We start from the raw sequence: 17,748 nt of genomic DNA, 5'->3' as shown, positions 1-17,748 counted from the left end.
GTGCCATGACGTCGGTGCGGCGCGCGTGGGCACTCGCCGGTCTCGCGGTGGTGAGCTGGGTCGACGTCTTGCTTGAGCTGATCGCGTTCGCGCTGCTGTGCGTCGGTCTCGTGCTCTTCTTCTCCCCGGCGGTCGAAATCGCGCGCGTCCGGTCGCGGCGCACCCGGGAGCTGGTCGGCCAGTGGACCGGCCGGGATATTCCGAGCCCGTACCGGCCCGAGCCGCCGGAGCCGGAACGCGAGCGTGACGGCTGGTATCGCGACGGCACTCAGCTCTACCGGCGCGCCTGGTGGATCCGCTGGAATCGACGTTTCACGTGGATCATGGAGGATCCGGCGACCGGCCGGGAGTTCGGCTGGCAGCTGCTGAACCCGCTGGTCGCACTGGGTTTCGCGGTGTTCTCGCTGGTCGCCGGGCCGGTCGCGCTGCGCGGGTACGCCCGGTGGACCGGGTACTGGCTCGGCCCGCACGCACCGCGGGGGAAGAGCTGGCTCGGTCGCCGGTTCGAGACGCTCGGGCATCAGCTCGGGCTGTGGGCGATCTCCGTGGCGCAGCTGGGCCTGACGGTCGCCCAGATCATCGTGCTGACCGGCGCGGTGCCGGTGTTCCCGACGGTCACGCGGGCCAGTCGCGCGGTCGCCGACACCTTCCGCCGCGAGGCCGAGCGCTGGACGGGAGTGCGGATCGCTCAGCCGTACGTGCCGCCGCCCGCGCTCCCGGTGCCGCGCGGCGACGGGCTGTACCAGTTCGGCAAGCAGCTGTACGAGGAACCGTGGTGGCCGATGCTGCGCGCCCGGATCCACTGGGTGCTCTACGACCGCGCGACCTGGCGGGACATGGCCGCCGCGGTGCTGCTTCCGGTGCTGACGCCGGTGCTGTGGGTGCCGTCGGCGGCGCTGGTCTTCTGGGGGATTTACGGCCTGGTCGCGCTGTGGATCACTGGCGCGCACAGCTGGTTCGAGATGGTCGGGTTGCCCGCGGCGACCAGCACCGGCGGTGCGTTCGCGATGACGCCGGTGGCGTTGGCGGCGGTGTTCGTCGGATTGCTGCCGACGCCGTGGCTCGCCAGGTGGCAGGCGAAACTCGGGCGGTGGCTGCTCGGTCCGACCGAGGCGTCCCGGCTTGCCCAGCGGGTGCACCGGCTGGACCAGACGAGGGTCGAGGTCAACGTCGCGCAGGCTGCTGAGCTGCGGCGGATCGAACGCGACCTGCACGACGGCATCCAGTCGCGGCTGGTCGCGATGGGAATGAAGCTCGGCGCGCTGGAAGCATTGATCGACCATGATCCGGATAAAGCGAAACAGCTGGCCGCGGAGCTGCGGGAAGCGTCGTCGGAGGCGCTCACCGAGCTGCGGTCGCTGGTGCGGGGCATCCATCCGCCGGTGTTGTCGGAGCGCGGACTGGTTGATGCGGTGCGCGCGGCGGCGTTGGACAGTCCGCTGAAAGTCGAGGTCACGGTCTCGGTGCCGGGGCGGCTCGAACAGCCGGCGGAGGCTTGCGCGTACTTCGCGGTGTGCGAATTGCTTGGCAACGCGGCAAAACACGGCGAGGCACGGCGCGCGACCGTGGTGCTGGAGTATCTCGACGGACTGCTGCGCGCGACCGTCACCGACGACGGCAAGGGCGGTGCCGACGCCGCGCGCGGCACGGGTTTGCGCGGGATCGAGCGGAGGCTGTCCGGATTCGCCGGTAGGTTGGCGCTGACCAGCCCGCCGGGCGGCCCGACGGAGGCGATTGTGGAGGTGCCGTGCCAGCTCGACCCCGGACCGTCGTCGCCGAAGACCAGTACCTCCTCCGAGACGGTTTGACCCATCTGCTCGTCGCGCACGGCTTCGACGTCGTCGCGGCCGTCGGCTCCGGCCCCGAACTCGCCGCCGCGCTGTGGGAACACCGGCCTGATGTGTCCATTGTGGACGTACGAATGCCGCCGACCAACACCGACGAGGGCTTGCAGGTCGCACTCGCCGCTCGGCGGGAGACGCCCGGACTGCCGATTCTCGTGCTGTCGCAACACGTCGAGCAGCTGTACGCGCGCGAATTACTGGCGGACGGCACCGGCGCCGTCGGCTATCTGTTGAAGGACCGGGTATTCAACGCGGAACAGTTCATTGACGCGGTCCGCCGGGTCGCGGCGGGCGGGACCGCGATGGATCCGGAAGTGATCGCGAAACTGGTGGCTGGCAATGCTTCCGATCCGCTGGCGGCCCTGACGCCACGGGAACGCGAAGTGCTCGGTTTGATGGCGGAGGGTTGTTCGAACGCCGCGATCGCCAGCCGGTTGCACTTCAGTGAAGGCGCGGTCGGCAAACACACCGCGAATATCTTCGCCAAACTCGGGATTTCCGCTTCTGACGATACGAATCGCCGGGTGCTGGCCGTGTTGAAGTTCCTCGGTTCTAGCTGAGCGGCACCCGCACCGCGGGCGGAAGCGGCTCAGCGCCCGGATGGGCCCGAAATGACTGGAGCAGCAACGCCGTGAACCGTCGCACCGCCGCGACTCGGGCGGAAGGCGGTTCCACCTGGATGCCCTCGTTCGCGACCAACGCCAGCACAAGGTCTTCCAGCACGAAATCCGCGCGCAGATCGCCGCTTTCCTTGGCTCGGCGGATGAGTTCGAGCAGCAGCCGCAGCGTCCGGGCGCGGTCGGCGGCGAAGTCGAGGCGTCGCGGCAATTGCGCGACGAACGCGCGAAACCCCTGCTCACGGGCGTGCACCTCGGTGAGTTTCTCCACCGCCAGGACGAAACCCAGCCACGGGTCAGCCGCGGCAAGGCCCTCCTCGACGATCGACGAGCACAGCCCCAGCTCCGCGGCGAACGCTTCGGCGATCAGCGCGTCTTTGGTCGGAAAATGCCGATAGACCGTCGCGACGCTCACCTCGGCTTGCCGCGCGATCTCTCGTATCGGCACGCGGTATCCGCGGACGGTGAAGGCCACTCGGGCAGTGGCGAGAATGCGCACGCGGTTGTGCGCGGCGTCGGTCCGTCTCACTTCGGCCGTCACCCCTCTCAGTTCCGCCTGGACCGCTGACCTGCTGGAATACCGTCGGACGCATGAAAGCCGTCCAGTTTGATCAGTATGGCCCGCCCAGCGTCGTGCACGTCGCCGATGTCGCCGAACCGCACGCCGGACCTGGCGAGATTCGCATTTCCGTGCGCGCGTCCGGCTTTTCCGCGGGCGAAACCGCTATCCGGTCCGGCGAGCGCAAAGGTGCGAGGCTGCCGTTCCGGACGGGATACGACGCTGCTGGCGTGGTGGACGAAGTGGGCGATGGAGTTCCTGGGATAGAGCTCGGCGCACACGTCTTCGGCATGACGGCCGCGGATCGTCGCGGGGCCAACGCCGAGTACGCCGTTCTCGTTCACTGGGCCGCCAAACCGGTCGCGTGGAGCTGGGCCGAGGCGGGCGGTGCCGCGGGTGCGATCGAAACCGCCACCCGAGTGCTGGATCAGCTGCCTGGCGAAACGCTCCTGGTGCACGGCGCGGCGGGCGGGGTCGGCACGGTCGCGATTCAGTTGGCAGTAGCTCGCGGTACCACCGTTATCGGCACCGCGAGCCCGCACAACCACGATTTCCTGCGCTCACTCGGTGCGGAGCCGACGACATACGGACCCGGACTGGTCGACCGGGTCGGCAGCGTCGACGCGGTGTTCGACTGTGCCGGGGGAGCACTGCCAGATCTGATCAAGATCGCCGGAGACCCCGCGAGGGTCGTGACGATCATCGACGCCACCGCGGCACAGCATGGCGTGCATTTCTCGCACAGCGCCGCGATCCCCGGGGCCGACCCACTGGCAGTACACGGCCTCGCCACCGCGATAAAGCTTGCCGAGGAAGGGCGCTTAAAGATCCCCGTCGCAGCGACCTTCCCGCTGAGCCAAGCCGCCGCCGCGCATGAACTGAGCGAGAGCAGGCATGCCCGCGGGAAGATCGTCTACCTGAACTCAGGCGCGTGAAACCCGCACCATCTCGTCCCGTTCCACGACCTTCACCCGCTCGCGTCCTTCGGCCTCGCCGAGCGACTTTTCGTGCGCGTCGAGCTTGCCCCACCCTTCCCAGGTGGTGAACGAAATCCCGCGCGCGGCGAGGAATTCCAGGATCGCGTCCGGCGACGAATGCCGCGGCGCGGCGAGAGTGTCCGCGTCCGCCAGCAGGTTCGCGACGGTCTCGGCCGCGTCGCCCTTCGTGTGGCCGATCAGGCCGACCGGGCCGCGCTTGATCCAGCCGGTCACGTACACGCCGGGGACCTGGTTCTCGTCCAGGTCCAGCACGCGGCCGCCCTGGTTGGGGATCACGCCCGCGGTGTGGTCGAACGGGATTTCCGGCAAATGCGACGACAGGTACCCGACCGCGCGGTACACCGCCTGGACGTCCCAGTCGTGGAACTCGCCGGTGCCGACAACCTTGCCGTCGCGGTACTCGGTGCGTTCGGTGCGCAGGCCGACGACCTTGCCGTCCTCGCCGAGCACCTCGGTCGGGGCGTGGAAGAAGTGCAGGTGCAGCCGCCGCGGACGGGTGCCTTCGTCGCGAATCGCCCATTCCTGCAGCGTCTTCACGACCATGTCGGTCTGCTTGGAGGACCGCAGTTCGGCGACGCTCGCCTCGTCGAACTCCATGTCCTCGGGGTGCACGATCACCTCGACGTTCGGCGAATGGTCCAGTTCGCGCAGTTCCAGCGGCGAGAACTTCGCCTGCGCCGGACCGCGGCGGCCGAAGACGTGCACGTCGGTGACCGGGCTGGCCTTCAGACCCTCGTAGACGTTCGCCGGGATGTCGGTCGGCAGCAGTTCGTCGGCGGTCTTGGCGAGCACGCGCGCCACGTCCAGCGCGACGTTGCCGACGCCGAGCACCGCGACCGAGGACGCGTTGAGCGGCCAGGTGCGCGGCACGTCCGGGTGGCCGTCGTACCAGGACACGAAGTCGGCGGCGCCGTGGCTGCCGTCGAGGTCGATGCCCGGGAGGTCGAGCGCGCGGTCGGCCATCGCGCCGGTCGCGAAGATGACCGCGTCGTAGAACTCGCGCAGGTCGTCGAGCTTCAGGTCGGTGCCGTAGTCGACGTTGCCGAGCAGCCGGATGTTCGGCCGGTCGAGCACCTTGTGCAGGGCGTTGACGATGCCCTTGATGCGCGGGTGGTCGGGCGCGACGCCGTAGCGGATCAGCCCGAACGGCGCGGGCATGCGCTCGAACAGGTCGATCTCGACGTCCGCGTCGGACTTGTCCAGCAGGTCGGCGGCGTAAATGCCGGCGGGACCGGCGCCAACGACGGCGACACGAAGGATTCGGCTCACCGGTCCACGGTAAGTTAGGTGATCCTAACAATCACTGTGATCTGGCGTACGGTCCACCAGGTGGGAGCCGCTAAGCTGGCGCTATGCGCGTTCTCGTCGTCGACAACTACGACAGCTTCGTCTACAACCTCGTCCAGTACCTGGCGCAGCTCGGCGCCGACTGCACGGTGTGGCGCAACGACGTCGTCGACCTCGACCGCGTGCCCGAATTCGACGCGGTGCTCGTCTCGCCGGGCCCGGGAACGCCGGAACGTGCAGGTCAGAGCATTGAAGTGATCGCGAAATGCGCCGAGACGCGCACGCCGATGCTGGGCGTCTGCCTCGGCCACCAGGCGCTGGGCGTGCACTTCGGAGCCACCGTCGACCGGGCCGACGAGCTGCTGCACGGCAAGACCAGCCAGGTGCATCACACCGGCGTCGGCATCCTCGCCGGGCTGCCGGAGGAGTTCACCGCCACTCGCTATCACTCGCTCACCGTGCTGCCGGACACCATCGATCCGGCCGTTTTCGAGGTCACCGGGACCACCGAGAGCGGCATCGTGATGGGCATGCGGCACCGCGAGCTGCCGCTGGAGGGCGTGCAGTTCCACCCCGAATCCGTGCTCACCGAATGCGGGCACCGGATGCTGGCGAACTGGATGGCCTCGGCCGGACACCCGGTCGCGCCGACCGTCGTAGACGACCTGGAGCGGGCCACCCGCACGCTGCAGAAGGCCGCGACTGCGTGACCGCGCCGATTCCGCTGATCCGGCTCAGCGGAGTCGGAAAACGTTACGGCAGCGGTGAACCCGTCCTGACGCACGTCGATTTCGAGGTGCCCGCGGGACGGGTCGTCGGCATCCTCGGCACGAACGGATCGGGCAAATCAACCCTGCTGCGGATCCTGGCCGGGGTATCGCGCGCGTCGTACGGCGACATCGCCGGAAGCCCAGCGGTCGGCTACCTGCCGGACCGGTTCCCCGGCGGCCAGCGGCTGAGCGCGCGGGCATACCTGCGGCATCTCGCGCGGATCCGCGGACTGGCCGACCTGTCCGGCATCGATCCGCTGCTGAAGCGGCTCGCGCTGGTCGGCAGTCCGGACGCGCAGCTGCGGACGCTGTCGAAAGGCAACGCGCAGAAGGTCGGCCTCGCACAAGCCGTGCTGGTGCGGCCGGCCCTGCTGATCCTCGACGAACCCTGGTCCGGTCTCGACGTCGGCACGCACGCGGTGCTCGGCGAATTGGTCGCGGAAACCCGGGCCCGAGGCGCAAGCGTCGTGTTCACCGACCATCGGCCGGACGTCATGCGCGCCCACGCCGACGAGGTGTACCGGCTCGAATCCGGCCGGCTCGCGCCGCTGGAAACGCATCCGGAGCGCAAACGGATCACGCTGCTGCCGGTGTCGTCGAGCGTCGACAACTGGTCCGCTGAACCTGGCGTGCACACGGTCGCCGACCAGGCAGGCGGCGTGGTCCTGACGGTCGACGCCGAACACGCCGACGCCGTACTGCTGCGTGCGCTTTCCGGTGGTTGGTCGGTGCGGGAGGTGGCGCCGTGCTCGCAGTGAGCCGCTATTACCTGGCGCTGCTGGGACATTCGCAGCGGTACCTGCCCGCGGGCCTCGCATACCTAGCGTTGTGCTCGATCCTTTACGCAGACCCGAGTTCGCCGGTGATTCCGCTGTATGGCGTTAGCGGGGCAGGGGTTCTCGTACTCGGTTGCTGGCTCACGATCGCGTTGCTGGACATCGAAGACCCGGTGCAGCGGTTGATCACCCTCAATCATGCTGGGGGCAACCGGAAAACCATTGGCGGCGCGGTGCTTACGGTTTTCGGCTGCACCTTGGTGTGCACGGTCGTGACTGTCGCGTGGGCGGCGACGCATCGGAATCAGCTGCATTGGCAGATTGTCAGTACCGGCCTGGCGACCCATCTGGCGTGCGCTCTGCTCGGCATCGCGATCGGCCTGCCATGCTCGCGACTGCTGGTATCGCGCATCGGATGGACGGTGCTCGCCGCGGTTCTCGTGCTTGGCGTGGTGCTGCTGGGAAAGTGGGTCCCGGTGGTGCATCCGCTGCTGGAGGCGCTGATGAGCGGCACTCCGTACGGCGGTCCGCTCGGCTTGGCGATCGGCACGTCGCTGGTGCTGCTGGCGGCGAGCATGACTGTGGTGGGCGCGGTTTCCGCGCGACGATCTTGAACAAGGGGGAGGTCACATGGCGGCTGGCACCATCCTGATCACCATGCCGGAGGCGGCGGACGACGAGCTCCGGAAGCTCGCGGCATGGTTTCGCGACGAGGACGACTTGCGCGGCCGGATCCGAGCCCAAGACGCACCGGCGCGTCCTGGCGAAATGGGCGGTGCACTGGAAGCGATCACCGTCATCGCCACCAGCGGCACCGCGACCGCGCTGTGCCGCTCGCTCTTCGACTGGCTGGCTCGTCGCCGCGAAGCACGAAAGGTGTCTCTCAAACTGACGATGGGCGAGGACAAGCTCGAACTGGAGTGCGGCTCGGGCGACGATTCCGCTGAAGTGCTTGCCGCGCTCCAGAAATTCCTCGACCAGGAGTCCTGACCGAGTGAGCGTCCTTCCCGATCCGGAGCTGTCTCGAGCGATCCTCATCGGCACGAGCGACTTCGAGTCCGAGCTGTTCGCGAATCTTCCGGCAGTCCACAACAATCTGACGGACCTGCGTGCGGCGCTCAGCGATCCGCAGGCCGGGATTCTCAGCCGGGAACACTGCTATGTCGTCGACAATCCGGAGTCGCCGACGAGCCTGACGAGGCGCTTGCGCCGCTACTCCCGGGAAGCCGAAGATTTCCTCTTCGTCTACTACGCCGGTCACGGGATCCGGCACGAACTCCGCGACCGGCTCTATCTGACGACGCGCGAGACGGACCCCGAAGAACCGGAGACGACGGCGGTCGCCTTCGATACCTTGCGCGACGCGGTGGAGATGAGCCCCGCACAGGTCAAGCTGCTCATCCTCGACTGCTGCTACTCCGGCCTGGCGATCGGAGCGATGTCGGATTCCCTTCTGGATTCGCGGGAGATCAAGGTCCGCGGAACAACAGTGATCGCTTCCTCGCCGAAGAACGAGCGGTCGCTGTCCCCGCCCGGAGACCGCAATACCGCGTTCACCGCGGAGTTGCTCAGCTTGCTGAGCCGTTCCCGCGGGCGTCCGCTGGACGTCACCAACCTCTACGGCGCCCTTGACGCGGCTCTCGCGCGTCGCGGAATGCCCCGGCCGAAGATGCAGGCGACGGACACCAGCAGCAGCCTTCTGCTGCGCCGGGAACCGTTGGGGGCCAAGGCTCCGGCAGCGCCCGCGCCTGCCGATCCAGGTGTGCCGAAACGCGAGCTGAAACCAGCGGAAAGCGCCAGCCATCGGGGCGAGGAGGTCCCGGCAGCGCGGACAGTCCCGCGCGATGAGCCGTCTCTGGACAAGCCGCTTGTCCAGCACGCAGTGTGGCTGTGGCGGGCCGCGCTTGCTGCGCTGCAGTGGCTTGGTCTCTACCTCAGCATCGGATACACCGTTGGCGGATTGGCGACTGCTCTGGCCAGCGACGCTTCAGCCAGCACCAGACTCGGAAATCTCTTCGCCGGTTTGGTGGCGCTGGTGCTCGCCCAGACTTCGGGGTCTTTTTTGTATCGCCGCGTTTGGCGCGAGGGCCGGCGGGTCGACTTCACCGAGGCGTTCTCCTGGCTCGGCAAGCAGCCGGAAAAAGTGCGCTTGGTGTCCCTGCGGGTGCTGCTCGCGGGGTGCGTTGGGGTGGTCGCGGCCGGAATATTCTTCGATCTGTGGGTCCCAGCTCCTGAAGCAACTGCCCGCCCAGCGAATGTAGCGATTCCGACTGCTTTGTCGCTCGGAGCGGTCATGTGCCTATTCGCGCTGGTCAAGCACTACCTCAGGCGACACCACTCGCTGTAGTTTGCAAATTGCATTCGGCAAATGCCGATTTGGGGGTTCCGGGTCAGGTAGCGAGTCGGTTACCCTCGCGCCGTCTGTTCGGCCCGGGAGGGGAGCATCCGTGACGGCAGGGATCGCCGCGATCAGCGTGGACGGCTCCGCGGACGAGTTGCAGCAGTTGGTTTCCTGGCTCGGCGCCGAGGACGAACTCGCCGGCCGGGTGCGGCTCGCCGGGCCGGGAAGCGACGTCGTCGTGATGGTGAGCAGCCGGTCGGCGGGCACGTTCTGCCGGTCGCTCTTCGGCTGGTTGCGCGGGCAGCGCGACGGGCGGCAGGTGTCGCTCACGGTGAAGCGTTCCGGGGCCGTCGAGGAACTGGACGTCGATTGCGGCGGCGGGCACGACGTCGACGAGGTGCTCGCCAGCGTGCGGAGTTTCCTCGACCAAGACTGATCGGCCGGCGCGAAAAAAGGGCCCGCACGGTGCGCACCGTGCGGGCCCTCCTTTGCGGGACTACTAGCGGATCAGCCGTTGTTGTGGATTCCGCCCGGCGGGAAAATGCCGCCGCCGGAGGTCGCCGTCGTCGAGCCGCCGCTGCCGTCGTCGGCCTTGATCGTCAGCATGATCGTCTGATTCGGGCTGATCTGGGTTCCGGCAGGCGGATTCTGCTTCACCACGGTGTTCGGCTGGCCGCTGCCGCTGTGCGTGGTCTGCGTCTGGATGCTGCCCGACCAGCCCACGCTCTGCAGCTTCTGCGTCGCCTGGTCCTGGGTCATCCCGGTCAGGTCCGGCATCTGGATCTGCTGCGGGCCGGACGACACGGTCAGCTTCACCGTGCTGTTCGAGGGCAGGTAGCCGCCGTTGGGCTGCTGGTCGATGACCTGGTCCTTCGGCTTGTCCGAGGCCTGGTCGCTGCGCTGGACCTGGAAACCGGCGTTCTCGATCGTCTGCTTCGCCGTCGCGTAGTCCTGGCCGACTGTGTTCGGCACCTTCTTCTGCGACAGGCCCGATCCGACGACGATGTCCACCGGCGTGCCCTCGGTGGCCGAGGAGTTCGCGGTCGGGTTCTGCGACACGACCTTGCCGACGTCGTTCGGGTTGTCGACGGGCTTCGACGTCGTGTTGCCCAGCTTCAGCTTGGCCTGCTCGAGCGCCGCCTTCGCGTCGTCCGGCGACTTGCCCTGCAGGTCCGGCACCGTCGCGCTGCCCGGCTTCTGGCCGACGGTGAGGGTGATCGTGGTCGTGGTCGGCACCGACGCGCCGACCTGCGGGTCGATCGCGATGACCTTGTCGATCTGGTCCTCGGTGCAGGTCTGGCCGCCGGGGTTGCTCGCCTCGGGGCCGCACACCACGTACTTGGTCGGCCCGAACGACGAGAAGCCCGCCTGCTGCAGTTGCGACTTCGCCGTCTGCACCGGCGTGTTGACCACCGGCGGGATCTGCGCGTTCTCGGGCTTGGCGCGGAACGATCCGCTCAGCCAGAAGATCAGCAGCACCACGCCCGCCACGAGCAGCGCGGCGATCACCCCGAAGATGATCCGGCGCCGGCGCTTGGCCCGCGGGTCCTCTTCCGGTTCGTCGGCGTACTCGTCGTAGGCCTGCGGCTGGCGCCGGTCGGCGTTCATCACCTGGGTGCGCTCGTCGTCCGACATCACCATCGGGGCCGACGGACGCTGCCCGGACAGCGTCCGGACCAGGTCCGAGCGCATCTCGGCGGCCGACTGGTACCGGTTCGCCGGGCCCTTGGCCAGCGCCTTCAGCACGACCGCGTCCAGTTCCGGCGACACCGCCGGGTTCACCGACGACGGCGGGTTCGGGTCCTCCCGCACGTGCTGGTACGCCACCGCGACCGGGGAATCGCCGGTGAACGGCGGCTCGCCGGTGATCAGTTCGTACAGCACACAGCCCGCGGCGTAGACGTCCGAGCGGGCGTCCACGGACTCGCCGCGCGCCTGCTCCGGCGAGAGGTACTGGGCGGTACCGATGACGGCCGCGGTCTGCGTCATCGCCGACTGGCCGTCGTGCATGGCGCGCGCGATGCCGAAGTCCATCACCTTGACGGCGCCGTTCTTCGTGATCATCACGTTCGCCGGCTTCACGTCGCGGTGCACGATGCCGTGCCGGTGCGAGAAGTCGAGCGCGGCGCAGACGTCGGCCATGACCTCCATCGCGCGCTTCTGCGACAGCGGGCCCTCGGTCTTGACGATGTCGCGCAGCGTCCGGCCTTCGACGTACTCCATCACGATGTACGGCAGCGGCCCGACGTCGGTGTTCGCCTCGCCGGTGTCGTACACGGCGACGATCGCGGGATGGTTCAGCGCGGCGGCGTTCTGCGCCTCGCGCCGGAACCGCTCCTGGAACTGCGGATCACGGGCGAGGTCCGCGCGCAGGACCTTGATCGCGACCTCCCGGCCCAGCCGCACGTCGTGCCCGTGGTGGACCTCGGACATACCGCCGTACCCGAGCGTGTCGCCCAGCTCGTACCGATTGGAGAGCAGTCTGGGTGTCGTCATCGCTTCGTGCCGTTCCATTCCGTCCAAGGTGTGGTCATCATGCCTTGCAGGCCCTGGGCCTCGCTCGTTCCGGCCGGGGTGGCTGAGGTCGGTCCGCTCCCGCTGTCCACGCTTCGCGGCGGTCCGCCGTTGCCGGCCGACACCACTCTCGCGATCAGGAACGCCACGGCCACCAGGACCACGACGACGACCACCGCGAGCAGCACCCACCAGCCCCATTGGTTCCGCTTCGGCGGCGGAACCGGCTGTACCGGCGGACCCGGCGGAGCCGACAGCGGCCGGAACGCCGGATTGGAGCTAGGCCCGATCGGCGCGCCGGTACCCGCCTGCGGCACTGCGGGCGGAACCGGCGGCACTGGTGGTTGCCCCGCCGCGTAGGCGGCGTTCACCAGGCCGAGCGGGGTGGGCAGCGGGCGGCCGGCCCGGACCGCGGCGACCGCGCCGGCGAACTCGCCGCCGCTCGCGTACCGCTGCCGGGGGTCCTTCACGAGCGTCGCCTCGATGACCGCGCGCGCACCCGGCGGGACGTCCGGCGGCAGCGGCGGCGGGACGTCGCGGATGTGCATCATCGCGACCGTCACCGCGTTCTCGGACAGGAACGGCCGGTGCCCGGCGAGGCATTCGTACCCGCACACGGCGAGCGAATAGACGTCGCTGGCCGGTTCCGCGTCCTGGCCGAGCGCCTGCTCCGGCGCGATGTAGTGCGCCGTGCCCATGACCATGCCGGAACGGGTGACCGGGGCGGCGTTGGCGGCCTTGGCCACGCCGAAGTCGGTGATCTTCACCTTGCCCGCGGGGGTGACCAGGATGTTGCCCGGCTTCACGTCGCGGTGCACCAAACCCTGCTCGTGCGCGGCCTGCAGCGCGGTGCCCGCCTGCTCAAGCAGATCGAGCGTGTAGTCCGCGGTGAGCCGCCCGTGCTTGGCGAGGATGCCCGCCAGCGGATCGCCCTCCACGTACTCCATCACGAGGTACGCGATGGACAAATCCTCGTTGACCGTCTCGCCGTAGTCGTGCACCGCGGCGATTCCGGCGTGGTTGAGCGACGCGGTCATCCGCGCTTCGGTACGGAACCGGTGCAGGAATTCGGCGTCGCCGGACAGTTCGGCCTTCAGCACCTTCACCGCGACGATCCGGTCGAGCCGGGTGTCGCTCGCCTGCCAGACCTCGCCCATCCCGCCGACGGCGATCCGGTTCGTCAGCTTGTAGCGCTCGGCCAGCAGCTGACCCGAGGACAGCATCGGCTATCCACCCCCGAGCCGGGCGGCGATGGCGGCGCGGCCGATCTCGGCGGCCACCGTGCCGCCGGTCGCGGCGAGCCCGCGGTTGCCGCCGTTCTCGACGATGACCGACACGGCGATCTGCGGGTTGTCCGACGGCGCGAACGCGGTGTACCACGCGTGCGGAGCGGTGTTCTTCGAGTCGGCTCCGTGCTCGGCGGTACCCGTCTTCGACGCGATCTTCAGCGCGTCGTTCTTGCCGCCGCCCTTGGTGAAGGACTCCGACGCGATCATCATGTCGGTGAGGATCTTGTCGTTCTCCGGCGACAGCGCGGGCTTGCCGGTGAGCTGCTCCGGGTCGACGTTCTCGACCGTCGACAGGTCCGGGGCCAGGATCGACTGGATCAGCTGCGGCTTCATCGCGTAACCGTTGTTCGCGACGGTCGCCGAGAGCAGGCAGTCCTGCAGCGGGGTGAGCCGGACGTCGCGCTGGCCGATGCCGCTCTGATACAGCGCGCCCGGCGAGTCGAGCGGGCCCACAGTCGAGCCGACGACCCGCATCGGCACGGTCAGGTCGTTCTGCCCGATGCCGAAGTTGGCCGCGGCCGCCTTCATCTTGTCCGCGCCGAGCTGGCCCGCGAACGTCGCGAACGGCACGTTGCACGAGTGCGCCAGCGCGTCCTTGAACGTGTTGCCCGGGCAGGTCTCGCCGCCGTAGTTCTCCAGCGTCGTGTTCGTGCCCGGCAGCTGGACGTTCGGCGCGGTGCTGACCTGGGTGTCCGGGCCGATGCCGCTCTCCAGCGCCGCGCTGGCGGTGACGATCTTGAACGTCGACCCCGGCGGGTAGTTCTCCGAGATCGCCCGGTTCAGCATCGGGTTGTTCTTGTCCTTGGAGTAGGCGTCCCACGCCTTGTTCTGGTCGGTGCCGTGCGTCGCCAGCTGGTTCGGGTCGTACGACGGGGTCGACACCATCGCCAGGATGCGGCCGGTCTTCGGCTCCATCGCGACCACCGCGCCGGTGTAGCCGCGCTGCGTCATCAGGTCGTAGGCGGCCTTCTGCACCTTCGGGTCGATGGTGAGCTTCACGTTGCCGCCGCGCGGATCGCGGCCGGTGACCATGTCCGACAGGCGGCGCACGAACAGCCGCGGGTCCGACCCGTTCAGCACGTCGTCCTCGGCGCGCTCGAGCCCGCCCGCGCCGTAGTTGATCGAGTAGTAGCCGGTGACCGGGGCGTACATCGGGCCGTCGGCGTAGGTGCGGAAGAACTTGAACTTGTCCGTCGAGGGCTTCACGCCCGCGAGCACGGTGCCGTCCGGCGTGACGATCTGGCCGCGCTGGCGGGAGTACTCGTCGTAGAGCACCCGCTGGTTGCGCGGATCCGTGCGGTACGTGTCGGCCTTGATGACCTGGACGTAGGTGTCGTTGGCCAGCAGCAGCACGATCATCGCGAGCATCGCCATGCCGACCTTGCGCAGGGGGGCGTTCACGCGGTCCTCCCGTTCGGGTCGCCTTCGGCTGGCGGACGCCGCACCATCACGGTGTGCGCTTCGGCGATCGGAGCCTGCGGCTGCTGCGGCTTCGGCCGGGTGGCCGGCCTGCGCGCCGCGTCCGAAATGCGCAGCATCAGGGCGACCAGGATGTAGTTCGCCAGCAGCGAAGAGCCGCCGTAGGACAGGAACGGCGCGGTGACGCCGGTTTCCGGGATGAGCGCGGTGACGCCGCCGACGACCACGAAGATCTGGATCACGATGGTGAAGGCGAGCCCGCCGCCGAGCAGCTTTCCGAACGTGTCGCGTACGGCCAGCGCGCTGCGCATGCCGCGCATCGCGAGCAGCACGTACAGCATCAGCACCGCGGCCAGCCCGATGAAGCCGAGCTCCTCGCCGATCGCGGCGGTGATGAAGTCGGTGCTCGCGGCGGGCGGGATGTCCGGGCGGCCCGCGCCGAGCCCGGTGCCGCCGACGCCGCCGGTGCCGAGCCCGAACAGGCCCTGCGCGAGCTGGTAGCTGCCGCCCAGCACGTCGTAGCGCGGGCCGGTGGGGTTGAGCCAGTTCTCCACGCGCTGCTGGACGTGGCCGAACAGGTTGTAGGCGATGATGCAGCCGCCGACGAAGAACGTGAGCCCGACGACGACCCAGATCGCGCGCTCGGTCGCGACGTAGAGCATCACCAGGATGATGCTGAAGTACAGCAGCGACGTGCCGAGGTCCTTCTCGAACACCAGCACGCCGATGGCCGCGGCGGCGGCGATCAGGATCGGGCCGAGGTCACGCGCGCGCGGCAGCTCCACGCCGAGGAACTTCTTGCCCGCCACCATGAACAAATCGCGTTTGGACACCAGGAACGAGGCGAAGAAGATCATCAGCAGGATCTTCGCGAACTCGCCCGGCTGGATCGAGAAGAACGGCAGCTTCAGCCACACCTTCGCGCCGCCGGCCTCGGACAGGCTGGCTGGCAGCACCGCGGGCAGCGCGAGCGCGCCGAGCCCGACCAGTCCGGCGATGTAGCTGTAGCGGGTCAGCGTGCGGTGGTCGTTGACCACCACCAGCACGATCACGAACAGCACCAGCGAAACCGCGGTGAACAGCAGCTGCTTGGTGATCTCCGGCGAGTACTCCTTGCCGCGCTGCAACGCCGATTCGGCCTTCGCCAGGTCGAGCCGGTGAATCATCACCAGCCCGATCCCGTTCAGCAGCGCGACGCACGGCAGCAGCACCGGATCGGCGTACGGGGCCCACCGGCGCACGGCGAGGTGCGTCGTGGCGAGCACGCCGAGATAAGCGAGTCCCACCCACAGGATCGAGAGCGTCAGCTCCTGCTCCTGGTTGGCTTCGACGATGACCAGCGCCAGGGTGACGATGCCCGCCGCGAACGCCAGCAACGCGAGCTCCGTGCCCCTGCGCTTGGGGAGGTCTCGCGGCGGATTGGTGGCGAACTGGGCGGACGTCGGGTCGGCCAACGGCTGGCCCATCAGTTACCGCCCCCCGTCGGCGGCGTACCCGCCGTCGAGCAGTCCCTCCCCGCAGGCTGGTTCGCCGACGAAGGCGTGCCGCCGGGCGGCGCCACGCTGGACGAGGGCGCACCCGACTGCGGGACGCCCGTGGAAGAGGTCGGCTTGCAGTCCGACAGCTTCTTCTTGAGACGCAGGAAATCGTCGATGTACTTGCGTGCGTCGTCGAGGCTTTCGCGCTTCACGCCGTTCTGCACGGCGATCCGCGCGTCCTCCTGCAACGCGGAGACGCGGAGCTTGTCGGTGCACAGCTGGCCCGGCGGGCACGAGCCCTGCTCGAGCGAGTGCAGGTCGATGCCGAGGACGCTGCCCGGGACGCCGCGATAGATCACGACCTCCTGATCGGGGCCCTCTCCGACGTAATACTGGCTGAGCACGAAGTATCGAGTCGCGATCGCGGCGGCGCCCAGCACGATCAGCACCACGACCGCCCCGACGAGCCAGCGGAACCGTTTCCGCCGTTTCGCCTTCGGGTCTTCTTGCGGAGCCTGCTGCTCCGGTCGCGGCTGCGGCGGCGGCTGGGTCAGCGCGCGCGCCCTGGCCGCGGGGGAGTCGCCCTGATGCATCTCGTCGCTGCCGTCGCCGGCGGCTCCGCCCACGATCGGGGCGTCGTCGCCGAAATCGACGTCGACCACGTCGGCGATGATGACGGTCACGTTGTCCGTGCCGCCGCCCTTGAGGGCCAGCTCGATCATCCGGTCGGCGCAATCCTGCGGATCCGGGATCTGCACGGCCTCGGCGAGCGTCTCGTCGCTGACCATTCCGGACAAACCGTCGGAGCAAATGAGGTACCGGTCACCGGGACGCGCCTCGCGCACGGTGAGGCTCGGTTCGACCTCGTGTCCGGTGAGCGCCTTGAGCAGCAGCGACCGCTGCGGGTGCACCGCCGCCTCTTCCGGCGTGATGCGGCCCTGTTCGAGCAGTTCGTTGACGAAGCTGTCGTCCCGGGTGATCTGGGCGAACTGACCGCCGCGCATCAGATACGCGCGCGAGTCGCCCACGTGGACCAGACCAAGTCTGCTTCCCGCGAACAAGACGGCGGTGAGCGTGGTGCCCATGCCGTCGAGATCAGGGTCCTGGGACACCAGTTCGGCGATCGCCGCGTTGCCGTTCTGGACGGCTTCGCGGAGCTGGGCGAGGAGGTCGTCTCCCGGCTCGTCGTCGTCGAGCGGGGCGAGCGAGGCGATGACGACCTTGCTGGCCACCTCACCTGCGGCGTGCCCGCCCATGCCGTCGGCGAGCGCGAGGAGACGCGGGCCGGCGTACACGGAGTCCTGGTTGTTGGAACGCACCAGGCCCCGGTCGCTGCGGGCCGCGTAGCGGAGGACGAGAGTCATGGGCGAAGCTCGATCACCGTCTTGCCGATCCGGATGGGGACTCCGAGCGGGACCCGGAGGGGTGCAGTGACCTTAGCCCGGTCGAGGTAGGTCCCGTTCGTCGAGCCCAGATCTTCCACGTACCAGTCCTCCCCGCGCAGCGCGATCCGGGCGTGCCGGGTCGATGCGTAGTCGTCGTCGAGCACCAGCGTCGAGTCGTCGGCCCGGCCGATGAGGATCGGCCGGCCGTCGAGCGCGATGCGGGTGCCCGCGAGGGCCCCGTGTGTGACGAGCAGTTGCTGCGGGGCCTTGCTGCCCCGCGGCTTCTTCTCTTTGTTGCGGCGGAAGGACGGCACCTGGACCCGCAGGCCCGAAGCGGCGTAGAGGTCCGAGCGCACGACTCGGAGCGCGGCGAACACGAAGAGCCAGAGCAGCACGAGAAAGCCCACTCTGGTGAGTTGAACGACCAGCTCTGGCACTTGTTGTGTCCGCTCCCGCCTGTGCCTGCAAGCC

The 17,748-nt window shown here is 68.8% G+C and carries 17 protein-coding genes; 9 read left to right on the top strand and 8 right to left on the bottom strand.

What is annotated here, in order from left to right; genetic code table 11:
• Window positions 1-5: 5 nt before the first annotated feature.
• Both AB5I40_RS26515 and AB5I40_RS26510 read left to right on the top strand, forming a co-directional pair.
• A complete protein-coding gene (locus AB5I40_RS26515; protein ID WP_370932729.1) occupies window positions 6-1,808 on the top strand; it encodes a sensor histidine kinase in 1,803 nt (600 codons plus the stop codon).
• A complete protein-coding gene (locus AB5I40_RS26510; RefSeq protein WP_370932728.1) occupies window positions 1,748-2,404 on the top strand; it encodes a response regulator in 657 nt (218 codons plus the stop codon). The genes AB5I40_RS26515 and AB5I40_RS26510 overlap by 61 nt, the downstream gene beginning before the upstream one ends.
• On the opposite strand, the gene AB5I40_RS26505 is transcribed toward AB5I40_RS26510, so the two are convergent.
• Window positions 2,397-2,990, bottom strand: a complete 594-nt coding sequence (locus AB5I40_RS26505) for a TetR/AcrR family transcriptional regulator (protein ID WP_370932727.1) — start codon at window positions 2,988-2,990, stop codon at window positions 2,397-2,399. The genes AB5I40_RS26510 and AB5I40_RS26505 overlap by 8 nt on opposite strands.
• A 62-nt stretch (window positions 2,991-3,052) precedes the next feature.
• Here AB5I40_RS26505 and AB5I40_RS26500 point away from each other — a divergent pair, with 62 nt between their 5' ends.
• Entirely contained in the window at window positions 3,053-3,955 is a 903-nt protein-coding gene (locus AB5I40_RS26500; protein ID WP_370932726.1) for an NADP-dependent oxidoreductase, read from the top strand.
• On the opposite strand, the gene AB5I40_RS26495 is transcribed toward AB5I40_RS26500, so the two are convergent.
• On the bottom strand, window positions 3,944-5,287 hold the full coding sequence (locus AB5I40_RS26495) for an FAD-dependent oxidoreductase (protein ID WP_370932725.1): 1,344 nt from the start codon (window positions 5,285-5,287) through the stop codon (window positions 3,944-3,946). The genes AB5I40_RS26500 and AB5I40_RS26495 overlap by 12 nt on opposite strands.
• 83 nt (window positions 5,288-5,370) lie before the next feature.
• Between AB5I40_RS26495 and AB5I40_RS26490 the strand changes: the two genes are divergently transcribed.
• The 6 genes from AB5I40_RS26490 to AB5I40_RS26465 all read left to right on the top strand — a co-directional run bounded on the left by AB5I40_RS26490 (window position 5,371) and on the right by AB5I40_RS26465 (window position 9,628).
• Window positions 5,371-6,015, top strand: a complete 645-nt coding sequence (locus tag AB5I40_RS26490; protein WP_370932724.1) for an aminodeoxychorismate/anthranilate synthase component II — start codon at window positions 5,371-5,373, stop codon at window positions 6,013-6,015.
• Between the two features lie 14 nt (window positions 6,016-6,029).
• Entirely contained in the window at window positions 6,030-6,833 is an 804-nt protein-coding gene (locus tag AB5I40_RS26485) for an ATP-binding cassette domain-containing protein (RefSeq protein WP_370940611.1), read from the top strand.
• Complete coding sequence (locus tag AB5I40_RS26480; protein ID WP_370932723.1) at window positions 6,821-7,465, top strand: hypothetical protein; 645 nt, start codon at window positions 6,821-6,823, stop codon at window positions 7,463-7,465. Before AB5I40_RS26485 ends, AB5I40_RS26480 begins: the two co-directional genes overlap by 13 nt.
• Before the next feature lie 16 nt (window positions 7,466-7,481).
• Complete coding sequence (locus AB5I40_RS26475) at window positions 7,482-7,841, top strand: hypothetical protein (protein ID WP_370932722.1); 360 nt, start codon at window positions 7,482-7,484, stop codon at window positions 7,839-7,841.
• Between the two features lie 4 nt (window positions 7,842-7,845).
• Window positions 7,846-9,198, top strand: coding sequence for a caspase domain-containing protein (locus AB5I40_RS26470; RefSeq protein ID WP_370932721.1), 1,353 nt, complete (start codon window positions 7,846-7,848; stop codon window positions 9,196-9,198).
• Between the two features lie 100 nt (window positions 9,199-9,298).
• Window positions 9,299-9,628 carry a hypothetical protein gene (locus AB5I40_RS26465; protein ID WP_344282270.1) on the top strand — a complete coding sequence of 110 codons (330 nt, stop codon included), beginning with the start codon at window positions 9,299-9,301 and terminating at the stop codon, window positions 9,626-9,628.
• 71 nt (window positions 9,629-9,699) lie between these two features.
• Here AB5I40_RS26465 and pknB read toward each other — a convergent pair whose 3' ends face one another.
• From pknB to AB5I40_RS26435, 6 genes are read right to left on the bottom strand one after another with little or no spacing between them, the layout of a single operon-like run.
• Window positions 9,700-11,688 (bottom strand): Stk1 family PASTA domain-containing Ser/Thr kinase, encoded by a 1,989-nt coding sequence (gene pknB, locus AB5I40_RS26460; RefSeq protein ID WP_370932720.1) that lies wholly within the window; start codon window positions 11,686-11,688, stop codon window positions 9,700-9,702.
• A complete protein-coding gene (locus AB5I40_RS26455; protein WP_370932719.1) occupies window positions 11,685-12,929 on the bottom strand; it encodes a serine/threonine-protein kinase in 1,245 nt (414 codons plus the stop codon). Before AB5I40_RS26455 ends, pknB begins: the two co-directional genes overlap by 4 nt.
• Before the next feature lie 3 nt (window positions 12,930-12,932).
• Window positions 12,933-14,396: a peptidoglycan D,D-transpeptidase FtsI family protein gene (locus AB5I40_RS26450; protein ID WP_370932718.1), complete on the bottom strand. Its 1,464-nt coding sequence runs from the start codon at window positions 14,394-14,396 to the stop codon at window positions 12,933-12,935.
• Window positions 14,393-15,880: an FtsW/RodA/SpoVE family cell cycle protein gene (locus AB5I40_RS26445; protein WP_370932717.1), complete on the bottom strand. Its 1,488-nt coding sequence runs from the start codon at window positions 15,878-15,880 to the stop codon at window positions 14,393-14,395. The genes AB5I40_RS26450 and AB5I40_RS26445 overlap by 4 nt, the downstream gene beginning before the upstream one ends.
• Complete coding sequence (locus AB5I40_RS26440) at window positions 15,880-17,256, bottom strand: PP2C family serine/threonine-protein phosphatase (protein ID WP_370932716.1); 1,377 nt, start codon at window positions 17,254-17,256, stop codon at window positions 15,880-15,882. The genes AB5I40_RS26445 and AB5I40_RS26440 overlap by 1 nt, the downstream gene beginning before the upstream one ends.
• Entirely contained in the window at window positions 17,253-17,714 is a 462-nt protein-coding gene (locus tag AB5I40_RS26435; RefSeq protein WP_037718919.1) for an FHA domain-containing protein, read from the bottom strand. Before AB5I40_RS26435 ends, AB5I40_RS26440 begins: the two co-directional genes overlap by 4 nt.
• Between the last annotated feature and the right edge of the window lie 34 nt (window positions 17,715-17,748).

It is taken from the genome of Amycolatopsis sp. cg13, from assembly GCF_041346965.1.
Classification (GTDB): domain Bacteria; phylum Actinomycetota; class Actinomycetes; order Mycobacteriales; family Pseudonocardiaceae; genus Amycolatopsis.
Note: the sequence above shows the minus strand (reverse complement) of the source record. Positions and strands in the feature narration are given on the sequence as shown.

Coding starts and splice junctions, on each gene's coding strand:
- AB5I40_RS26515 (WP_370932729.1), top strand. CDS start 6: ATGACGTCGGTGCGGCGCGCGTGGGCACTCGCCGGTCTCGCGGTGGTG.
- AB5I40_RS26455 (WP_370932719.1), bottom strand. CDS start 12,929: ATGCTGTCCTCGGGTCAGCTGCTGGCCGAGCGCTACAAGCTGACGAAC.
- AB5I40_RS26500 (WP_370932726.1), top strand. CDS start 3,053: ATGAAAGCCGTCCAGTTTGATCAGTATGGCCCGCCCAGCGTCGTGCAC.
- AB5I40_RS26445 (WP_370932717.1), bottom strand. CDS start 15,880: ATGGGCCAGCCGTTGGCCGACCCGACGTCCGCCCAGTTCGCCACCAAT.
- AB5I40_RS26490 (WP_370932724.1), top strand. CDS start 5,371: ATGCGCGTTCTCGTCGTCGACAACTACGACAGCTTCGTCTACAACCTC.
- pknB (WP_370932720.1), bottom strand. CDS start 11,688: ATGACGACACCCAGACTGCTCTCCAATCGGTACGAGCTGGGCGACACG.
- AB5I40_RS26475 (WP_370932722.1), top strand. CDS start 7,482: ATGGCGGCTGGCACCATCCTGATCACCATGCCGGAGGCGGCGGACGAC.
- AB5I40_RS26440 (WP_370932716.1), bottom strand. CDS start 17,256: ATGACTCTCGTCCTCCGCTACGCGGCCCGCAGCGACCGGGGCCTGGTG.